Below are 18,136 nucleotides of genomic sequence, written 5' to 3' on the forward strand. Positions count from 1 at the left end.
CCAGGGGAGGAGAGACGGATGACACCGGATCGACTGCGGGCCGCGCTGGAGGGCGTACCCGATCCCGACTGGCTGGCGGCGGCGCTGCGCCGGGTCGCGGCCGAGCCCACGACAATCGCGCAGTTCTTCCCGGCCGCCGGCCGGCGCTGCGGGCGGGGCGAACTGGCCGACGCGCCGGGCTGGACCGCCGACGAGGCGGCCCGCGCCCTGCTGCTCGTCGCGCTCCCCGCCGACCACGCCGGCCACGCCGAGGCGCTGTACCGCGACGGCGACGCCGCCGAGAAGCGGGCCGTGCTCAAGGCGTTGCCGCTGCTGCCCGTGGGCGCGGCCGGGGTGCCGTTGCTGCACGACGCGATCCGCACCAACGACACCCGGCTGGTCGCCGCCGCCCTCGGCCCGTACGCCCGGCACCTGGACCCGGCGTCCTGGCGGCAGGCGGTGCTCAAGTGCGTCTTCGCCGGGGTGCCGCTGGCGGCGGTGGCCGACCTGGACGGCCGGGCCGACGGCGAGCTGGCCGCGATGCTCGCCGCGCTCGCCGCGGAGCGGCACGCCGCCGGCCGGGAGCTGCCCGCCGACGCCACCGACCTGCTCGACCGGCTCACCATCAGGGAGGCGTGAATGCGCATCTTCGACCCGCACATCCACATGACGTCGCGGACCACGGACGACTACGAGCGGATGGCCGCCGCCGGGGTCCGCGCGGTGGTGGAGCCGGCGTTCTGGCTGGGGCAGCCGCGCACCAGCCCCGCCTCCTTCGCCGACTACTTCGACTCGCTGATCGGCTGGGAGCCGTTCCGGGCCGGGCAGTTCGGCGTCCGGCACCACGCCACCGTCGCGCTCAACCCGAAGGAGGCCAACGACCCGCGCTGCCGCCCGGTGCTCGACCTGCTCCCGCGCTATCTGGAGAAGGACGCCGTGGTGGCGGTGGGTGAGATCGGGTACGACTCGATGACCCCGCAGGAGGACCAGGCGTTCGCCGCCCAGCTCGCCCTGGCCGTGGCGCACGACCTGCCGGCGCTGGTGCACACCCCGCACCGGGACAAGGTCCGGGGCGTCGAGCGCAGCCTCGCGGTGGTCGCCGAGTCGGGCATCGACCCCGGCCGGGTGGTGCTGGACCACCTCAACGAGGTCACCGTGAAGCTGGTCCGGGACACCGGTTGCTGGCTGGGCTTCTCCATCTACCCGGACACCAAGATGTCCCCGCCCCGGATGGTGGAGCTGCTGCGCACGTACGGCGCCGAGCGGGTCCTGGTCAACTCCGCCGCCGACTGGGGGCGCTCGGACCCGCTGCTGACCCGGGCCACCGGTGAGGCGATGCTGCTGGCCGGGTTCACCGACGACGACGTCGACCGGGTGCTCTGGCGCAACCCGGTGGAGTTCTACGGGCAGTCCGGGCGGCTCGACCTGACCGACCTCGACGCCGCGTCCGCCGGCACCTTCGCCGGGAACTCGATCCTGCGCGGCGGCGACTGATGCGGCTGCGGCACGCCGACGGCAGCACCGTCCACCTCGGCTACTGCACCAACGTGCACCCCGCCGAGGACGCCGCCGGCATCCTCGCCCAGCTGGAGACCCACGCCGAGCCGGTGCGCGAGGCGCTCGGCGCCGACCTGCTCGGGCTCGGCCTCTGGCTGGCCGCGCCGGTCGCCGCCGAGCTGGCCGCCGACCCGGCCGCCCGCCGCCGGCTGCGCGCCGAGCTGACCCGCCGCGGGCTGGAGGTGGTCACCCTCAACGGCTTCCCGTACGCGGCCTTCCAGGCCCCGGTGGTCAAGGGCGCCGTCTACCGACCGGACTGGACCACCGACGACCGGCTGCGCTACACCCTCGACCTGGCCCGGGTGCTCGCCGACCTGCTCCCCGACGACGCGGCCCGGGGCTCGGTCTCCACCCTGCCGCTGGCCTGGCGGGACCCCTGGGACGCCGCCCGCGCCGACACCGCCCGCCGCCGGCTGGACGACCTCGCGGCCGGGCTCGCCACGATCGAACGGGAGACCGGCCGCCCGGTGCGGGTCGGCTTCGAACCGGAGCCGGGCTGCGTGGTCGAGCGCACCGGGCAGGCCGTCACCGCGCTGGCCGGCGTGGACACCGACCGGCTCGGCGTCTGCCTGGACCTGGCGCACCTCGCCTGCGCCTGGGAGGAGCCGGTCGAGGCGCTGGCCCGGCTGCGCGCCGCCGGGCTCCCGGTGGTCAAGGTGCAGGTCTCCGCCGCCCTGGAGGCCGCCGAGCCGCAGCGCGCCGCCGACGCGCTGGCGCGCTGGGTGGAGCCCCGTTTCCTGCACCAGACCCGGGCCGCCGGCTGCGCACACGCCGCCGACCCGGCCGACCCGGCGTACGCCGCCGACGACCTGGACGGCGCGCTGGCCGACCGGCCGCCGGGGCCGTGGCGGGTGCACTACCACGTGCCGCTGCACGCCCCGCCCGAGCCGCCGCTGACCTCGACCGTGCCGGTGCTGCGCGCCGCGCTGGCCGAGCTGTTCGCCGGTCCCGCCGCCGGCTGCGACCACCTCGACGTCGAGACGTACACGTGGGGGGTGCTGCCGGCGGCGCGCCGGCCGGGCACCGACGCCGAGCTGGCCGCCGGCATCGCCGCCGAGCTGGCCTTCGCCCGCGACGAGCTGGTCGCGCTCGGCCTGACGCCGGCGGAGGAGTTCCGTCCCGACGACCGGAGGGGTACGACGATGAGCGAGGACCGACGACACCGCGAGGTGCCGGCATGAGCCGGCGGCTGGTGGTGCTGGACGTGGTCGGGCTGACCCCACGGCTGCTGGCGCACATGCCCCGGCTGCGCGCGGTCGCCGACGAGGGGTTCGCCGCCGGCCTGGGCACGGTGCTGCCCGCGGTGACCTGCTCGGTGCAGGCGACCCTGCTCACCGGGGAGCCGCCCGCCGGGCACGGGATCGTCGGCAACGGCTGGTACTTCCGGGACCTGGGTGAGGTGCTGCTGTGGCGGCAGCACCACGCGCTGGTCGGCGGGGAGAAGCTCTGGCAGGCCGCCCGCCGGGCCGAACCGGGTTACACGGTTGCCAACGTCTGCTGGTGGTACGCCATGGGCGCCGACGTGGACTGGACGGTCACCCCGCGCCCGGTCTATCACGCCGACGGCCGCAAAGAGCCGGACTGCTGGACCGACCCGCCGGAGCTGCGCGACACGCTCACGAACGCGCTGGGCACCTTCCCGCTCTTCACCTACTGGGGGCCGGGCGCCGGGCTGCCCTCCTCGGCGTGGATCTGCCGGGCCGCCGAGCGCATCCTCGCCGACCACGCGCCGGACCTGACCCTGGTGTACGTCCCGCACCTCGACTACGACCTGCAACGCTTCGGCCCGTCCTCGCTCCGGGCCGCCGCCGCGGCGGCGGAGCTGGACGCGGTGCTCGGCCCGCTGCTGGACGCCGCCCGGGCGCGGGACGCCACCGTGGTGGCGCTGTCGGAGTACGGCATCACCGACGTCTCCCGGCCGGTGGACGTCAACCGGTTGCTGCGCGCCGAGGGGCTGCTGCGGGTCTACACCCAGGCGGGCATGGAGTACCTGGACCCGTGGACGTCGCGCGCCTTCGCCGTGGCCGACCACCAGGTGGCCCACGTCTACGTCCGGGACCCGGCCGACGTGCCGGCGGTGGCGAAGCTCTGCGCCGGCCTGCCCGGGGTGGCCGAGGTGCTCGACGCCGACGGCAAGGCGGCGGCCGGGCTGGACCATCCGCGCGCCGGTGAGCTGGTGCTGGTGGCCGAGCCGGACGCCTGGTTCACCTACTACTACTGGCTCGACGACGCCCGTGCCCCGGACTTCGCCCGGCTGGTGGAGATTCACCGCAAGCCGGGGTACGACCCGGCCGAGCTGTTGTTCGATCCGGCGGCGCCGGGGGCGGCGAAGCGCCGGGCGGCGGTCGCGCTGGCCCGCAAGAAGCTCGGCATGCGGTACCTGATGAGCGTGGTCGGGCTGGACGCCGGGGCGCGGGCGATCCGGGGCTCGCACGGTCGGCTCCCCGCCGACCCGGCGGATGCCCCGGTGCTGCTCTGCTCCGATCCGGCCGCCGCCCGGGACCGGCTCGCGGCCACCGAGGTCAAGGCGCTGCTGCTGGAGCTGGCCGGGCTGGCCCCGCCGGGGTCACCGGCCGGCGTGGCACCGGTGCCGTCGGCGGCCGCCGGGTCGGGTGTGCGCGGGCGACCGCCCGGTCCGGCCGGGCCGCCTCCGGGGCCGGGGGGCGGGCGGTGACCGTCACCGCCGCGCCGACCGACACCAGCGGGTTGCGGGCGCGGTTCGACGCCGAACTGATGGCCTTCCTGGACCGGCAGGGGCCGGACTGGCCGGACGGCGCGCCGCGCGGCATCTTCGCCGCCCTGCACCGGTTCGTGCTGGCCGGCGGGAAGCGGCTGCGCCCGCTCTTCTGCTACTGGGGCTGGCGCGGCGCCGGGGGCGGGGACGACCGGCCGATCGTGGTCGCCGCGGCGGCGCTGGAGCTGTTCCACGCGTTCGCGCTGATCCACGACGACATCCTCGACGGCAGCGACCGGCGCCGGGGCGCGCCGTCGGTGCACCGGCTCTTCGCCGACCTGCACACCCGCTCCGCCTGGCGGGGCGACCCGGAGGCGTACGGGCGGAACACCGCGCTGCTCTGCGGCGACCTCTGCGCCGCCTGGTCGGACCAGATGTTCCACGAGTGCGGGCTGAGCACCGCGCAGGTCTGCCGGGGGTACGCGGTCTTCGCCCGGATGCGGACCGAGGTGATCGCGGGGGAGTACCTGGACCTGGTGTCCGGCGTGGGCGACGGCTCGGTGGCCAGCGCGCTCACCGTGATCCGGATGAAGGCCGCCCGGTACACGGTCACCCGCCCGTTGCAGATCGGCGCGGCGCTGGCCGGGGGCGAGCCGGAGCTGGTCGCCGCGCTCACCGACTTCGGTGACCCGCTCGGCGACGCGTTCCAGCTCCGTGACGACGTGCTCGGCGTCTTCGGTGACCCGGCGGTGACCGGCAAGTCCGTCCTGGACGACCTGCGGGAGGGCAAGCCGACGGTGATGATGGCGCTGGCCCGGGACGCCGCCGACCGGGCGCAGAGCGCCCGGCTGCGCGACCTGTTCGGCAATCCGGGCCTGGACGCGGACGGGGCGGCTGAGCTGCGGGCGATCATCGAGGCGACCGGGGCGCGGGAGCAGATCGAGCGGCTGATCCTGCTGCGCGCGGAGGCCGCCCGGGCCGCGCTGGACCGGTTGCCGTTGCAGGAGCCGGCGCTGGCGGCGCTGGCCGGGCTGGCCGACCAGGCGGTACGCCGCCGGAGCTGACGGCGGTACGCGCGACGGTCCGCCGGGGCCTTCCCTCGCCGTGTCCGCCGACTTTCAGCCAATCGAACAAAAGTTTGCGTTCGTGGGGCAGAAGGTATGGACAGCAAAATTCACAAGCCTTAATGTTCGTGGCATCACGAACCTGTTTCGTCGAGGTGAACCGGCGGCGCGGTAACCCATCGACTGGTGGCCTCCGGGCGCGCGGTCCCCCCGCCCCGACCGGTGGTCGCGGCCGGTCCGGCGCCGCCCGGGTCGGCCCTGCCGTACCCCCCCTACCCGGCATCCGGCGCGACGGCGCGCGCCCCACCCTGGCAGTCACTCGTCAGGAAGGGACAGCAGAGCATGTCCATGAAGGACACACCCACCCACCGCTCCCCACGATGGTTCTCCGCCACTTCCGCCCTGCTCCTGGTGGCGGCCGTCGGCACGGTCGGCCTCACCGCCGGTCCCGCCGCCCTCGGCGGCCCGGCGCCGGCCTCCGCCCACCCCATCACCGCCACCGACTTCCAGCAGGTCACCCTCGCCAAGGGCGTCGCCGAGGTCGGCGAGCCGATGACGATCGCCGTGCTGCCGGACCGCTCGGTCCTGCACACCGCCCGCAACGGCACCGTGCGGCGGACCGACGCCAACGGCACCACCTCGGTCATCGGCACCCTGTCGGTCTACACCCACGACGAGGAAGGGTTGCAGGGCGTCGGGGTCGACCCGAACTTCGCCAGCAACCGGCACATCTACCTGTACTACGCCCCGCCGCTGTCCACCCCGTCCGGCGACGCGCCGGCCACCGGCAGCGACTTCTCCGCCTGGCAGGGCGTCAACCGGCTCTCCCGCTACACCCTCAACAGCGACTTCACCCTGAACACCGGCAGCAAGGTCGACATCCTCGACGTGCCGGCCGACCGGGGCATCTGCTGTCACGTCGGTGGCGACATCGACTTCGACGCCGCCGGCAACCTCTACCTCTCCACCGGCGACGACACCAATCCGTTCGACTCGTCCGGCTACGCCCCGATCGACGAGCGCACCAACCGCAACCCGGCGTACGACGCCCAGCGCAGCTCGGCCAACACCAACGACCTGCGCGGCAAGATCCTGCGGATCAAGGTGAACGCCAACGGGACGTACTCGATCCCGACGGGCAACATGTTCGTCGACTCCGACCCGAAGACCCGCCCCGAGATCTACGCGATGGGCTTCCGCAACCCGTTCCGGATGAGCGTCGACAAGACCACCGGCATCGTCTACGTCGGCGACTACGGCCCGGACGCCGGCACCACCAGCAGCCGCGGCCCGAGCGGTCAGGTCGAGTTCAACCGGATCACCGGGCCGGGCAACTACGGCTGGCCGTACTGCACCGGGACCAACACGGCCAACGAGACGTACGCCGAGTGGGACTTCGCCAACAACACGGCCGGGGCCAAGTACAACTGCACCGGCGGGCCGACCAACAACTCGTTCCGCAACACCGGCCTGACCACCCTCCCGGGCGCCAAGGCGGCCTGGATCCGGTACGCCGGCGACGCCGGCAGCCCGCCGGAGTTCGGTGGCGGGTCCGAGTCGCCGATGGCCGGCCCGGTCTACCGGTACAACGCCTCGTCGACCTCCACCACCAAGTTCCCCCAGTCGTTCGACGGGCAGTTCTTCGCCGGTGAGCTGGGCCGGGGCTGGATCAAGCCGATCCACCTCAACGCCGACGGCAGCCCGGGCACCATCGACACGTTCCCGTGGAACGGCAAGCAGGTCATGGACATGGCGTTCGGGCCCGACGGCGCGCTCTACGTCCTCGACTACGGGACCGGCTACTTCAACGGCGACGCCAACTCCGCGCTCTACCGGTACGACTACATCGCCGGCGGCAACGCCGCGCCGACCGCGGTCGCCACGGCGGACAAGACCTCCGGCGCGGCCCCGCTGACCGTCGCGTTCTCCTCGTCGGGCTCCTCCGACCCGGAGGGCGGTGCGCTGAGCTACTCGTGGAACTTCGGCGACGGCACCAGCTCCACCGCGGCGAACCCGACCAAGACCTACAACAGCAACGGCACCTACACGGTCACGCTGACCGTGACCGACCCGCAGGGCGCGACCGGCACCGCCAACGTGACCATCGGGGTCGGCAACACCGCGCCCACGGTCACCATCACCAGCCCGGGCAACGGCCAGTTGTTCAGCTACGGCGACACCGTGCCGTTCAGCATCACCGTCACCGACCCGGAGGACGGCACCATCGACTGCACCAAGGTCAAGATGACCTACGTGCTGGGCCACGACAGCCACGGTCACCAGATCACCTCGAAGAACGGCTGCTCCGGCTCGATCACCATCCCGGTCGACGGTGAGCACGACGACGCGGCGAACATCTTCGCGATCTTCGACGCCGAGTACACCGACGCGGGCGGGCTGACCACCCACAAGCAGCACACCCTCCAGCCGAAGAAGCGCCAGGCGGAGCACTACAAGACCTCGTCCGGCATCGCGCAGTACAGCAAGACGACGGCCGAGGGCGGGAAGACCGTCGGGAGCATCGACAACGGCGACTGGATCGCCTTCGAGCCGTACAAGATCAACAACGTGACGTCGTTCACCGCCCGGGTCTCCTCCGGCGGCGCCGGCGGCACGCTGCAGGTGCGGGCCGGCTCGGCCACCGGCACCGTGCTCGGTTCGGCCACCGTCCCGGTCACCGGCTCCTGGGAGACGTTCCAGAACGTCACCGGCACCATCTCCAGCCCGCCGGCCGGCACGACCACCCTCTACCTCACCTTCGCCGGTGGGGCGGGAGCGCTCTTCGACGTGGACTCGTTCACGTTCACCACGGGCACCGGTGGTGGCGGCACCGGGCCGATCGTCGGCCTCGCCGGCAAGTGCCTCGACGTGCGCAACGCGGCGACCGCCGACGGCACCCAGATCCAGATCTACACCTGCAACGGCACCACGGCGCAGACCTGGACGGTGACCGCGAACTCGACGGTCAAGGCGCTGGGCAAGTGCCTGGACGTCTCCGGCGGCGGTTCGGCCGACGGCACGAAGATCCAGCTCTGGACGTGCAACGGTTCGGGCGCGCAGAACTGGTCCGCGCAGGCGGACGGCACGTTGAAGAACCCGCAGTCGGGCAAGTGCCTGGACGTGTCGGGCAACAACTCCGCCGACGGCACCGCAGTGCATCTGTGGACCTGCCACACCGGCGCCAACCAGAAGTGGACCCTGCCCTAACCACACGCCAGGGGCCCCCGGTCCACGCCCCGCGCCGCCCGGGGGCCCCGCCCACCCCGCTCAGTTCGCCAGTCCGCAACCCCGCAACCCGCAGCCCGCGGCCCCCCGCCGGCAGCAGCAGTCAGGAGAGCGACATGCGCAGACTCCTCCGACCCGTCCTCGGCGCGGCCACCGCCGTCCTCGCCGCCATCGCCTGCACCGTCCCCGCCACCCCGGCGTCCGCCGCCGACGCCCCGTACGACGTGCTGGTCTTCTCCAAGACCGCCGGGTTCCGGCACGACTCCATCGCGGTCGGCACCCAGGCCATCCGGGACCTCGGCGCGGCCAACAGCTTCACCGTCACCGCTACCGAGGACGCCGCCGCGTTCACCACCGGCAACCTGGCCCAGTACGAGGCGGTCATCTTCCTCAACACCACCGGTGACGTGCTCAACGCCACCCAGCAGACCGCCTTCGAGTCGTACATCGGCTCCGGCGGCGGTTTCGTCGGCGTGCACTCCGCCGCCGACACCGAGTACAACTGGTCCTTCTACGGCAACCTGGTCGGGGCGTACTTCGCCTCGCACCCGGCCATCCAGCAGGCCAACGTCAAGGTGGAGCACCGGGGGCACGCGGCCACCGCGCACCTGCCGCAGACCTGGACCCGCACCGACGAGTGGTACAACTACCAGACCAACGCCCGCTCCACCGCCCGGGTGCTGGCCACCCTGGACGAGTCGTCGTACTCCGGCGGCTCGATGGGCGCGGACCACCCGCACTCCTGGTGCAAGACCTACAGCGGCGGCCGGGCCTTCTACACCGGCGGCGGGCACACCCAGGCGTCGTACTCGGAGCCGGCGTTCCGGGCGCACCTGCTCGGCGGCATCCGCTACGCCGCCGGCCGGAGCAAGGCCGACTGCCGGCCGGAGACCGGCTACACCGCGCTCTACAACGGCTCCACCACCGGGTGGTCGCAGGCCGGGCCGGGCAGCTTCACCAACGCCGACGCCACGCTCACCTCGGTCGGCGGGATGGGTCTCTACTGGTACAGCGCCAAGCAGTTCACCAACTACTCCCTCAAGCTGGACTGGAAGCTGGCCGGGGACGACAACTCCGGAATCTTCATCGGCTTCCCGCCGTCGAGCGACCCCTGGTCCGCGGTGAACAACGGCTACGAGATCCAGATCGACGCCACCGACGCGGCCGACCGCACCACCGGCGCGGTCTACACCTTCAAGTCCGCGGACATCGCCGCCCGGGACGCGGCGCTGAACCCGCCGGGGGAGTGGAACACCTACGAGCTGCTGGTCGAGGGTGAGCGGCTCCAGATCTTCCTCAACGGCGTGAAGATCAACGACTTCACCAACACCAACCCGGCCCGCTCGCTCGCCGGACACATCGGCCTGCAGAACCACGGCAGCGGCGACGACGTGTCGTTCCGCAACATCCGGATCAAGGAGCTGGGCTCCACCCCGGGCGGGAACACCACCGTCCAGGCCGAGTCGTTCAGCTCGGCCAGCGGGGTCACCCCGTTCACGAAGGCCGGCGCGAACGGCGGGCAGACCCTCGGCTACATCGACCCGGGCGACTGGTCGGCGTACAACGGGGTCGACCTGACCGGCGTGACGTCGTTCAAGGCGCGGGTCGTCTCCGGCGGCCCCGGCGGCACCATCCAGGTACGCACCGGCTCCACCACCGGCACCGTGCTCGGCTCGGTCGCGGTGCCGAACACCGGCAGCTGGACGACGTATGCCGACGTCACGACGAACCTCAGCGGGGTGCCGTCGGGCACGCAGAACCTCTACCTGACCTTCACCGGCTCGGGTAGCGGGCTCTTCGACGTGGACGACTTCACCCTGGTGAAGGGGTCCGGCACCGGCGGGACCGGCCCGATCAAGGGCCTGGCCGGCAAGTGCCTCGACGTGCGCAGCAGCGGCACCGCCGACGGCACCCAGATCCAGATCTACACCTGCAACGGCTCCGGGGCACAGACCTGGACGGTGACCCCGAACTCGACGATCAAGGCGTTCGGCAAGTGCCTGGACGTCTCCGGCGGCGGTTCGGCCGACGGCACGAAGATCCAGCTCTGGACCTGCAACGGCTCGGGCGCGCAGAACTGGTCCGCGCAGGCCGACGGCACGCTGAAGAACCCGCAGTCGGGCAAGTGCCTGGACGTGTCGGGCAACAACTCCGCCGACGGCACCGCGGTGCACCTGTGGACCTGCCACACCGGTGCCAACCAGAAGTGGACCCTGCCCTGATGAACCGACCGGCCCGGCCCACCCCTCGGGCCGGCCCGGTCCACACCGACACCGCCGGGGTGCCCACGCACCCCGGCGGTGCCGCGTCCGGGCCCGGGCGGCTGCCGTACCTTGACCGCATGGGACGCCTCGCGCAGTGGCGCCGGGCCGCGCGGGCGCATCCGGCGGTCGCCGACGCGGTGCTGGCCACCGCGCTCTTCGTGGTCAGCCTGCTGCCGGTGAACCCGCCCGGCGGGCCGTCCCGGGCGCCGCTCACCGCCGGCGCGGTGCTGCTCGCCGCGCTCGGCTGCGGTGCGCTGGCGGTGCGCCGCCGTTACCCGCTGCCGGTGCTCGCCCTGACCACGGTCGCCGTGGTGCTCGCCCAGCTCACCGGCCTGGCCGGGGGGCCCTTCGTGCTCACCGTGGCGATCGCCGCGTACACCGTGGCCACCCGCACCGACCGGCGGACCGCCGCCGTGGCCGGCGCGGTCAGCGCCCTCGCCGTCGGCGCGGCGGCGATCGCCACGCTCGGCGTGGCCTGGCTCGACCCGGCGGTGGTGGTGCTGCTGCTCTGGTTCGGCGTCGCGGTGGCCGTCGGCGACGCGGTGCGCAGCCGGCGGGCGTACGTGGCGGTGCTGGAGGAGCGGGCCCGGCGCGCCGAGCAGACCCGCGAGGAGGAGGCGCTGCGCCGGGTCGCCGAGGAGCGGTTGCGCATCGCCCGGGAGCTGCACGACGTCGTCGCCCACCACATCGCCCTGATCAACGTGCAGGCCGGGGTGGCCGGGCACCTGCTGCGCGGCCGGCCCGACGCCGCCGAGGAGGCGCTCGGGCACGTCCGGGCGGCCGGCCGCACGGTCCTCGCCGAGCTGGCCACCCTGCTCGGGGTGCTGCGCCGGTCGGAGGAGACGGACGCGCCCACCGAGCCGGCCCCCAGCCTCAACCGGCTGGACGCCCTGGTCGAGGGGTTCAGCACCGGCCAGCCGGTGCGCTGGACCGTCGCCGGCCAGCCCCGCCCGCTGCCGACCGCGGTGGACGTCGCGGCGTACCGGATCATCCAGGAGTCGCTCACCAACGCCCACCGGCACGCGCCGGACGCGGCGGTGGCGGTCCGGCTGCGCTACGACCCCCACGGCGTCACCATCGAGGTACGCGACACCGGCGCCGAGGCCTCCCCGGCGCCCACCCCGGGCGCGGGCCTGGGCCTGCTCGGCATGCGCGAGCGGGCCGAGGCGGTCGGCGGCACCTTCACCGCCGGCCCGCGTCCCGAGGGAGGCTGGACCGTCCGGGCCGAGCTGCCCGCACCGGAGGAGGAGGCCGCATGACTGTCCGCGTGCTGCTCGCCGACGATCAGAAGCTGATCCGGGCGGGGTTCCGGGCGCTGGTCGACTCGGCCGCCGACCTGGAGGTGGTCGGTGAGGCCGCCACCGGCCGGGAGGCCGTGGCGCTGGCCCGCAGCACCCGCGCCGACGTGGTGCTGATGGACATCCGGATGCCCGAGCTGGACGGCCTGGCCGCCACCGCCGAGATCAGCGCCGACGAGGACCTGGCCGGGGTGCGGGTGCTGATCCTGACCACCTTCGAGGTCGACGAGTACGTCTTCCAGGCGCTGCGTGCCGGGGCCAGCGGCTTCCTCGGCAAGGGCGTCGAGCCGGCCGAGCTGCTCGACGCCATCCGTACCGTCGCCGCCGGCGACGCCCTGCTCTCCCCGAAGGCGACCCGGGGGCTGATCGCCCGGTTCCTGGCCCACCCCGAGCCGGACCCGCGGGCCGCCCCGGAACGGCTGCGGGTGCTCACCGACCGGGAGCGGGAGGTGGTCACCCTGGTGGCCGCCGGCCTCTCCAACGACCAGATCGCCGACCGGCTGGTGGTCTCCCCGCTGACCGCGAAGACCCACGTCAACCGGGCCATGGCCAAGCTGGGCGCCCGGGACCGGGCCCAGCTCGTCGTGATCGCGTACCAGAGCGGGCTGGTGCGGGTCGCGGAGCCGCCGGCGCGCTGAGCCGGCCGGCGGTCGCGGTAGTCGCGCCGCCGGTCTACCGCGACCGCGGTACGCGCAGGTGTCCGCGCTCGGCCGACGCCACGGCCGGGGTACGCGGGCGATCGTTGGTCGCATGATCGACGTGAGCCAGCTCAGCAAGCGCTACGGCGACAAGGTCGCCGTCGACTCCCTCACCTTCCAGGTGCGGCCCGGGATCGTCACCGGCTTCCTGGGGCCCAACGGGGCCGGCAAGTCCACCACCATGCGGATGATCCTCGGCCTGGACGCCCCGAGCGCCGGCACGGTGACCGTCAACGGCCGCCGGTACGCCGACCACCCCGCTCCGCTGCGCGAGATCGGGGCGCTGCTGGAGGCGAGGGCGGTGCACACCGGCCGCTCGGCCCGCAACCACCTGCTCGCCATGGCGGCCACCCACGGCATCGGCCGGCGGCGGGTCGACGAGGTGATCGAGCTGGTCGGGCTCGGCGAGGTGGCCGGCAAGCGGGCCGGCGGCTTCTCCCTCGGCATGGGCCAGCGGCTCGGCATCGCCGCCGCGCTGCTCGGCGACCCGCGGGTGGTGATGCTCGACGAGCCGGTCAACGGCCTCGACCCGGACGGCATCCGGTGGATCCGCGGGCTGCTGCGGGGGCTCGCCGCCGAGGGCCGCACGGTCTTCGTCTCCTCGCACCTGATGAGCGAGATGGCGCAGACCGCCGAGCACCTGATCGTGGTCGGCCGGGGCCGGCTGATCGCCGACGTCCCGCTGGCCGAGTTCACCCGGCAGGCCACCCGCGGCACCGTGCGGGTCCGCTCGCCGCAGGCAGCCGCCCTGCGGGACCTGCTGCTCGGCCCGGACGTGACCGTCACCGGCGGCGAGCCGGGCCTGCTCGAGGTGACCGGGCTGCGCCGCGAGGAGATCGGCGACCGGGCCGCCGCCGCCGGACTCACGCTGCACGAGCTGACCGCCGCCGAGGCCTCCCTGGAGGAGGCCTTCATGACCTTGACCCGGGACGCCGTCGAGTACCACGGCGTACCCGCCCCGCCCGTCCCCACCGCCGGGAGCGCCCGATGACCGCCACCACCACCGCCACTACCGCCACTCCTGCCGTGCCCGCCGACGCCCGCGTCACCTGGTGGCGGGTGGTCCGCGCCGAGTGGATCAAGTTCCGTTCGCTGCGCTCGTCCGTGATCATGCTGGCCGCCACGGTGGTCGTCTTCGCCGCCCTGGGCCTCGGCTTCGCCACCTTCCTGGCCGACAACCCGCCGGAGCCGGGGACACCCGCGCCGCCCGGCGGGCCGTCCTCACTCGACCCGCTCGGCGCGAGCCTGGGCGGCGTGAACCTGGCCCAACTCCTCGTCGGCACGCTCGGCGTGCTGCTGGTCGCCGGCGAGTACGCCACCGGCATGATCCGCTCCTCGCTCGCCGCGGTGCCGAAGCGCTGGCCGGTGCTCGCTGCCAAGGTGGCCGTGCTGGCCGGCGTCGCGCTGGCCGTCCTGGTGCCCACCGTGCTGCTGACCTTCCTCGGCGGGCAGGCGATTCTCGGCGACGAGGGGATCTCCCTGTCCGACGACGGGGTGCTGCGCGCGGTGCTCGGCACCGCGCTCTACCTGGCCGGGGTGGGGGTGCTCGGGATGGCACTGGGCGCGCTGCTGCGGACCACCGCCGGGGCGCTGACCAGCCTGGTGGCGCTGCTGCTGGTGATCCCCGGGCTCGCCTCGCTGCTGCCGGAGAGCTGGTCTGAGGCGATCTCGCCGTACTTGCCGTCCAACGCCGGGCAGGCGTTCATGTCCCTGTCGTCGGAGGCAGACCTGCTCTCACCCGGGGCCGGCCTGGCGGTCTTCCTCGGCTGGCTGGTGGTGTCGGTCGGCGGGGCCGTGATCCTGCTGCGCCGCCGCGACGCCTGACCCGCACGGACCGGGGTCGCCCGTCGGCCCCGGTCCGGCGGCCCCTTCCCAGCCGGTCCCGGCGGTCCTAGAGTGAGGGCGGCGACCGCGAGGTGGCCGGTGACCCGGCGGGAGGCGCAACCCGTCGGGCCCAGGTGCGTGCCGCACCCACCGGTGACCCGTGACCGCCTCCGCACCGGTGGCCCCTCGCCCCGCCCACGCTCAGGAATCCCCATCACGACAGGGGAGACAACGACGATGGCGCGACCGATCACGCTCTTCACCGGCCAGTGGGCCGATCTTCCGTTCGACGAGGTCTGCCGGCTCGCCTCCGAGTGGGGCTACGACGGGTTGGAGATCGCCTGCTGGGGTGACCACTTCGAGGTCGACAAGGCCCTCGCCGACGACTCGTACGTCGAGCGCAAGAAGGAGACCCTCGCCAAGCACCGCCTCAGCGTCCACGCCATCTCCAACCACCTCGTCGGGCAGGCGGTCTGCGACCACCCGATCGACGAGCGGCACCAGGGCATCCTGCCGGCCCGGATCTGGGGAGACGGCGAACCCGAGGGGGTACGCCGGCGCGCCGCCGAGGAGATGAAGGACACCGCCCGCGCGGCGGCGAAGCTCGGGGTGAAGACGGTGGTCGGGTTCACCGGCTCGTCCATCTGGCACACCCTGGCGATGTTCCCGCCGGTGCCGCCGGAGATGATCGAGCGGGGCTACCGGGACTTCGCCGACCGGTGGAACCCGATCCTCGACGTCTTCGACTCCGTCGGCGTCCGCTTCGCCCACGAGGTGCACCCCAGCGAGATCGCCTACGACTACTGGACGACGCGGCGGGCGCTGGCGGCGATCGGGCACCGGCCGGCGTTCGGGCTCAACTGGGACCCGTCGCACTTCGTCTGGCAGGAGCTGGACCCGGTGAACTTCATCCTCGAGTTCGCCGACCGGATCTACCACGTGGACTGCAAGGACGCGAAGGTGCGCACCGGCGACGGGCGGCGCGGCCGGCTCTCGTCCCACCTGCCCTGGGCTGACCTGCGCCGGGGCTGGGACTTCGTCTCCACCGGCCACGGCGACGTGCCCTGGGAGGACTGCTTCCGGGCGCTCAACGCGATCGGCTACGACGGGCCGATCTCCATCGAGTGGGAGGACGCCGGGATGGACCGGCTGGTCGGCGCGCCGGAGGCGTTGCAGTTCGTCCGCCGGCTCGCCTTCGACGCCCCCACGGCCGCCTTCGACGCCGCCTTCAGCAGCAGCAAGGACTGACCCGGCCCGGCCCGACCGGCCCGGGGCTGCCCTCGCCGTACGGCGGGCGGCACCTGGGGCCGGTCGGGTTCGCGGGCAGGCCGGTCAGTCGGCGGTGAAGGCCTGTTCGCTGATCAACCGGGCCGCGCCCACCAGGCCGGCCCGCTCGCCCAGGTCGGACAGGACGATCGGCATCGTGCCGGTGGTCAGCGGCGCCGACCGGCGGTAGACCACGGCCCGGATCTCGGCCAGCAGGGTGTGGCCGAGGCCGTCCGGGGCGCCCCCGATGATCACGATGCCGGGGTTGACGAAGCTCACCAGCCCGACCAGCACCTGGCCCAGCCGGCGGCCGGCGTCGCGCACCACGGCCTGGACCGCCGGGTCGCCGCCGGCCGCCGCCCCGGTGACGTCCGCCATGGTCAGGGTGCCGGTGGCGGCCAGCCGGTCGGCCAGGGCGGGGGAGCGGCCCGACCGCGCCGCGTCGAGCGCCGCGCCGACCAGCCCGGCCTCTGCGCAGTACGCCTCCAGGCAGCCCGCCTCGCCGCAGCCGCAGCCCGGGCCGTCGTCGCCGATCCGCAGGTGGGCGATGTCGCCGGCGCCGCTCGTCGCGCCCCGGTGCACCGCGCCCCGCAGCACCAGGCCGCAGCCGATCGCGGTGCCGAGCTTGACGTACAGGAAGTCGTCGAAGGTGCGGCCGATCCCGGCGTGCTGCTCGCCGAGCGCCATCACGTTGGCGTCGTTGTCGACCAGGGTCGGGCAGCCCAGCTCGGCGCCGAGGGTGTCCCGCACCGGGAACCCGTGCCAGCCGGGCAGGGCGCCGGGGGCGAGCGGGGTGCCCTCCCGGAAGGCGACCGGCCCCGGCAGGCCGACTCCGACCCCGGTGAGCTGGGCCAGGCCCAGCTCGGCGCGGAGCTTGCCGACGAGTTCCCCGGCCCGGGCGACCACCGGCCCCGGACCGGACCGGACGTCCGCCGGTTCGCGGAGCTCGGCCAGCACGTTCAGCTCGCCGTCGGTGACGGCGACGGTGAGCCGGTCCGTGCCGATCACGACGCCGGCGAAGCGGACCGGGCCGGCGATGCGGAGCAGCGAGGACCGTCGGCCGCCCCGGGAGGCCGCCGGTCCGGCCGTCTCGACCAGGCTCAGCTCCACGAGCCGGTCCACCTCGGCGATCAGCCTGGACCGCGACAGGCCCACCGCGTCGCCCAGCTCCACCCGTGACCGCGGGCCGTCGTCGCGCAGCAGCCGCAGCAGTCGTGCCTGGTACGCGTTCTCCGGTCGGACGGGAACCATCGCCACCACCTCCGGCCGGAGTCTGCCACGGCGGTGTTACGTCCGATGGCGCGAGTGGCCCAGGTCGGCACTGCCGCCCGGCGCGTTGTCCTGCCCCCTTGGCACCGACGTGGCAGCAGGCGCTCCGGCCCACCGGCACCTGGAGGATCGTCGCAAGTGGCTCCGGTGGACCTGACCTGCGTCTCGATCGGCGCCACACGCCAGCGGGGCGGTCGTCGACGACGACCGGCCCGCTGGAAGGTGCGTCTAGAGGGTGCTGGCGTTGGTGCCGCCCGACGGCTTGGGCCGCGGGGTGGTGGTGGCCGACGACGAGGTGGGGGAGCTGGACGAGCCGCCCGACTTCGCGCCGATGGTGGCCGGCGTGCCCGCGAAGGCGTCGTCCGCCGCGGTCAGCTCCTGCTTGTTGCCGTTGCCCGTGCCCAGCTTCTCGCCGAGCTTGGACTGGCCGAGCTTGTCCTTGCCCTCGCTGTAGAGCCGGGTCGCCTGGGCCTGTGCGACACCCGCCGCCTCCTGGACGGTGGGGTGGTCGAGCACCTTACGGCCCCGGACGACCAGCTCCTCGTACTTCTCCCGGCCGGCACGGGCGCCCAGGACGAAGCCCGCAGCCAGCCCGCCAAGGAACATGATCTTTCCGCGCATGGCGGCTCCTTTCGTACCTGACGCTCCGCCGTTCCCGTCCGGAGATCCGGCCGGGACCGACCATGTCGCGCCTAGTCCTCTGTCGGCAGCTAACTACCCATCCTGCTCCGCGCTCATGCCTGCTTGTGCCGTGATGACGATTTGTCCGTTTTTATTCCTGCCGGGTCGCGGCCCTCGACCGGGTGGGCGCGGGAAGGTAACCCCCTGGACCAGACCCCCCGGGAATCCTGTACTCTTGTGCCGTCGCCGAGCGCCGGGGAGATCCGGAGCGCGGTGCCAAGCAGTCCCCCGTAGCTCAATTGGCAGAGCAGCCGGCTGTTAACCGGCAGGTTTTTGGTTCGAGTCCAAACGGGGGAGCTCACGATCCACCCGCGCCCGTCGGCCCCGCCGACGGGCG

14 protein-coding genes and 1 tRNA gene are annotated in these 18,136 nt (G+C 73.8%); 13 read left to right on the plus strand and 2 right to left on the minus strand.

What is annotated here, in order from left to right; all coding sequences use genetic code 11:
* Positions 1-18: 18 nt before the first annotated feature.
* The 12 genes from ACSNN7_RS08010 to ACSNN7_RS08065 all read left to right on the plus strand — a co-directional run bounded on the left by ACSNN7_RS08010 (position 19) and on the right by ACSNN7_RS08065 (position 15,831).
* Positions 19-618 carry an EboA domain-containing protein gene (locus tag ACSNN7_RS08010; protein ID WP_436680028.1) on the plus strand — a complete coding sequence of 200 codons (600 nt, stop codon included), beginning with the start codon at positions 19-21 and terminating at the stop codon, positions 616-618.
* A complete protein-coding gene (locus tag ACSNN7_RS08015) occupies positions 619-1,473 on the plus strand; it encodes a TatD family hydrolase (protein WP_436680029.1) in 855 nt (284 codons plus the stop codon).
* Entirely contained in the window at positions 1,473-2,717 is a 1,245-nt protein-coding gene (eboE, locus tag ACSNN7_RS08020; RefSeq protein ID WP_436680030.1) for a metabolite traffic protein EboE, read from the plus strand. Before ACSNN7_RS08015 ends, eboE begins: the two co-directional genes overlap by 1 nt.
* Positions 2,714-4,210: an alkaline phosphatase family protein gene (locus ACSNN7_RS08025; protein ID WP_436680031.1), complete on the plus strand. Its 1,497-nt coding sequence runs from the start codon at positions 2,714-2,716 to the stop codon at positions 4,208-4,210. The genes eboE and ACSNN7_RS08025 overlap by 4 nt, the downstream gene beginning before the upstream one ends.
* Positions 4,207-5,274 carry a polyprenyl synthetase family protein gene (locus ACSNN7_RS08030; protein ID WP_334455204.1) on the plus strand — a complete coding sequence of 356 codons (1,068 nt, stop codon included), beginning with the start codon at positions 4,207-4,209 and terminating at the stop codon, positions 5,272-5,274. Before ACSNN7_RS08025 ends, ACSNN7_RS08030 begins: the two co-directional genes overlap by 4 nt.
* A 342-nt stretch (positions 5,275-5,616) precedes the next feature.
* Positions 5,617-8,481 carry a PQQ-dependent sugar dehydrogenase gene (locus ACSNN7_RS08035; RefSeq protein WP_436680032.1) on the plus strand — a complete coding sequence of 955 codons (2,865 nt, stop codon included), beginning with the start codon at positions 5,617-5,619 and terminating at the stop codon, positions 8,479-8,481.
* 134 nt (positions 8,482-8,615) lie between these two features.
* On the plus strand, positions 8,616-10,721 hold the full coding sequence (locus tag ACSNN7_RS08040) for a ThuA domain-containing protein (RefSeq protein WP_436680033.1): 2,106 nt from the start codon (positions 8,616-8,618) through the stop codon (positions 10,719-10,721).
* A 119-nt stretch (positions 10,722-10,840) separates the two neighbouring features.
* Entirely contained in the window at positions 10,841-12,022 is a 1,182-nt protein-coding gene (locus tag ACSNN7_RS08045; RefSeq protein WP_436680034.1) for a sensor histidine kinase, read from the plus strand.
* On the plus strand, positions 12,019-12,699 hold the full coding sequence (locus tag ACSNN7_RS08050) for a response regulator (protein ID WP_436680035.1): 681 nt from the start codon (positions 12,019-12,021) through the stop codon (positions 12,697-12,699). Before ACSNN7_RS08045 ends, ACSNN7_RS08050 begins: the two co-directional genes overlap by 4 nt.
* Before the next feature lie 112 nt (positions 12,700-12,811).
* Positions 12,812-13,750 carry an ABC transporter ATP-binding protein gene (locus ACSNN7_RS08055; protein WP_436680036.1) on the plus strand — a complete coding sequence of 313 codons (939 nt, stop codon included), beginning with the start codon at positions 12,812-12,814 and terminating at the stop codon, positions 13,748-13,750.
* Positions 13,747-14,583, plus strand: a complete 837-nt coding sequence (locus ACSNN7_RS08060; RefSeq protein ID WP_436680037.1) for an ABC transporter permease subunit — start codon at positions 13,747-13,749, stop codon at positions 14,581-14,583. Before ACSNN7_RS08055 ends, ACSNN7_RS08060 begins: the two co-directional genes overlap by 4 nt.
* A gap of 237 nt (positions 14,584-14,820) precedes the next feature.
* Entirely contained in the window at positions 14,821-15,831 is a 1,011-nt protein-coding gene (locus ACSNN7_RS08065) for a sugar phosphate isomerase/epimerase family protein (protein WP_436680038.1), read from the plus strand.
* 84 nt (positions 15,832-15,915) lie between these two features.
* Here ACSNN7_RS08065 and ACSNN7_RS08070 read toward each other — a convergent pair whose 3' ends face one another.
* A complete protein-coding gene (locus tag ACSNN7_RS08070) occupies positions 15,916-17,100 on the minus strand; it encodes an ROK family protein (protein ID WP_436680039.1) in 1,185 nt (394 codons plus the stop codon).
* 246 nt (positions 17,101-17,346) lie between these two features.
* Complete coding sequence (locus ACSNN7_RS08075) at positions 17,347-17,739, minus strand: hypothetical protein (protein ID WP_436680040.1); 393 nt, start codon at positions 17,737-17,739, stop codon at positions 17,347-17,349.
* A 284-nt stretch (positions 17,740-18,023) separates the two neighbouring features.
* Between ACSNN7_RS08075 and ACSNN7_RS08080 the strand changes: the two genes are divergently transcribed.
* Positions 18,024-18,096 (plus strand) — tRNA-Asn (locus ACSNN7_RS08080).
* Positions 18,097-18,136: the final 40 nt, after the last annotated feature.

Origin of the sequence: Micromonospora sp. URMC 105 (assembly GCF_051386295.1) — a bacterium.
GTDB lineage: Bacteria > Actinomycetota > Actinomycetes > Mycobacteriales > Micromonosporaceae > Micromonospora.

Bases quoted from the DNA above. Each gene is read 5' to 3' on its own strand.
- ACSNN7_RS08010 (WP_436680028.1), top strand. From the start codon at position 19: ATGACACCGGATCGACTGCGGGCCGCGCTGGAGGGCGTACCCGATCCC.
- ACSNN7_RS08015 (WP_436680029.1), top strand. From the start codon at position 619: ATGCGCATCTTCGACCCGCACATCCACATGACGTCGCGGACCACGGAC.
- eboE (WP_436680030.1), top strand. From the start codon at position 1,473: ATGCGGCTGCGGCACGCCGACGGCAGCACCGTCCACCTCGGCTACTGC.
- ACSNN7_RS08025 (WP_436680031.1), top strand. From the start codon at position 2,714: ATGAGCCGGCGGCTGGTGGTGCTGGACGTGGTCGGGCTGACCCCACGG.
- ACSNN7_RS08035 (WP_436680032.1), top strand. From the start codon at position 5,617: ATGTCCATGAAGGACACACCCACCCACCGCTCCCCACGATGGTTCTCC.
- ACSNN7_RS08040 (WP_436680033.1), top strand. From the start codon at position 8,616: ATGCGCAGACTCCTCCGACCCGTCCTCGGCGCGGCCACCGCCGTCCTC.
- ACSNN7_RS08045 (WP_436680034.1), top strand. From the start codon at position 10,841: ATGGGACGCCTCGCGCAGTGGCGCCGGGCCGCGCGGGCGCATCCGGCG.
- ACSNN7_RS08050 (WP_436680035.1), top strand. From the start codon at position 12,019: ATGACTGTCCGCGTGCTGCTCGCCGACGATCAGAAGCTGATCCGGGCG.
- ACSNN7_RS08055 (WP_436680036.1), top strand. From the start codon at position 12,812: ATGATCGACGTGAGCCAGCTCAGCAAGCGCTACGGCGACAAGGTCGCC.
- ACSNN7_RS08060 (WP_436680037.1), top strand. From the start codon at position 13,747: ATGACCGCCACCACCACCGCCACTACCGCCACTCCTGCCGTGCCCGCC.
- ACSNN7_RS08065 (WP_436680038.1), top strand. From the start codon at position 14,821: ATGGCGCGACCGATCACGCTCTTCACCGGCCAGTGGGCCGATCTTCCG.
- ACSNN7_RS08070 (WP_436680039.1), bottom strand. From the start codon at position 17,100: ATGGTTCCCGTCCGACCGGAGAACGCGTACCAGGCACGACTGCTGCGG.
- ACSNN7_RS08075 (WP_436680040.1), bottom strand. From the start codon at position 17,739: ATGCGCGGAAAGATCATGTTCCTTGGCGGGCTGGCTGCGGGCTTCGTC.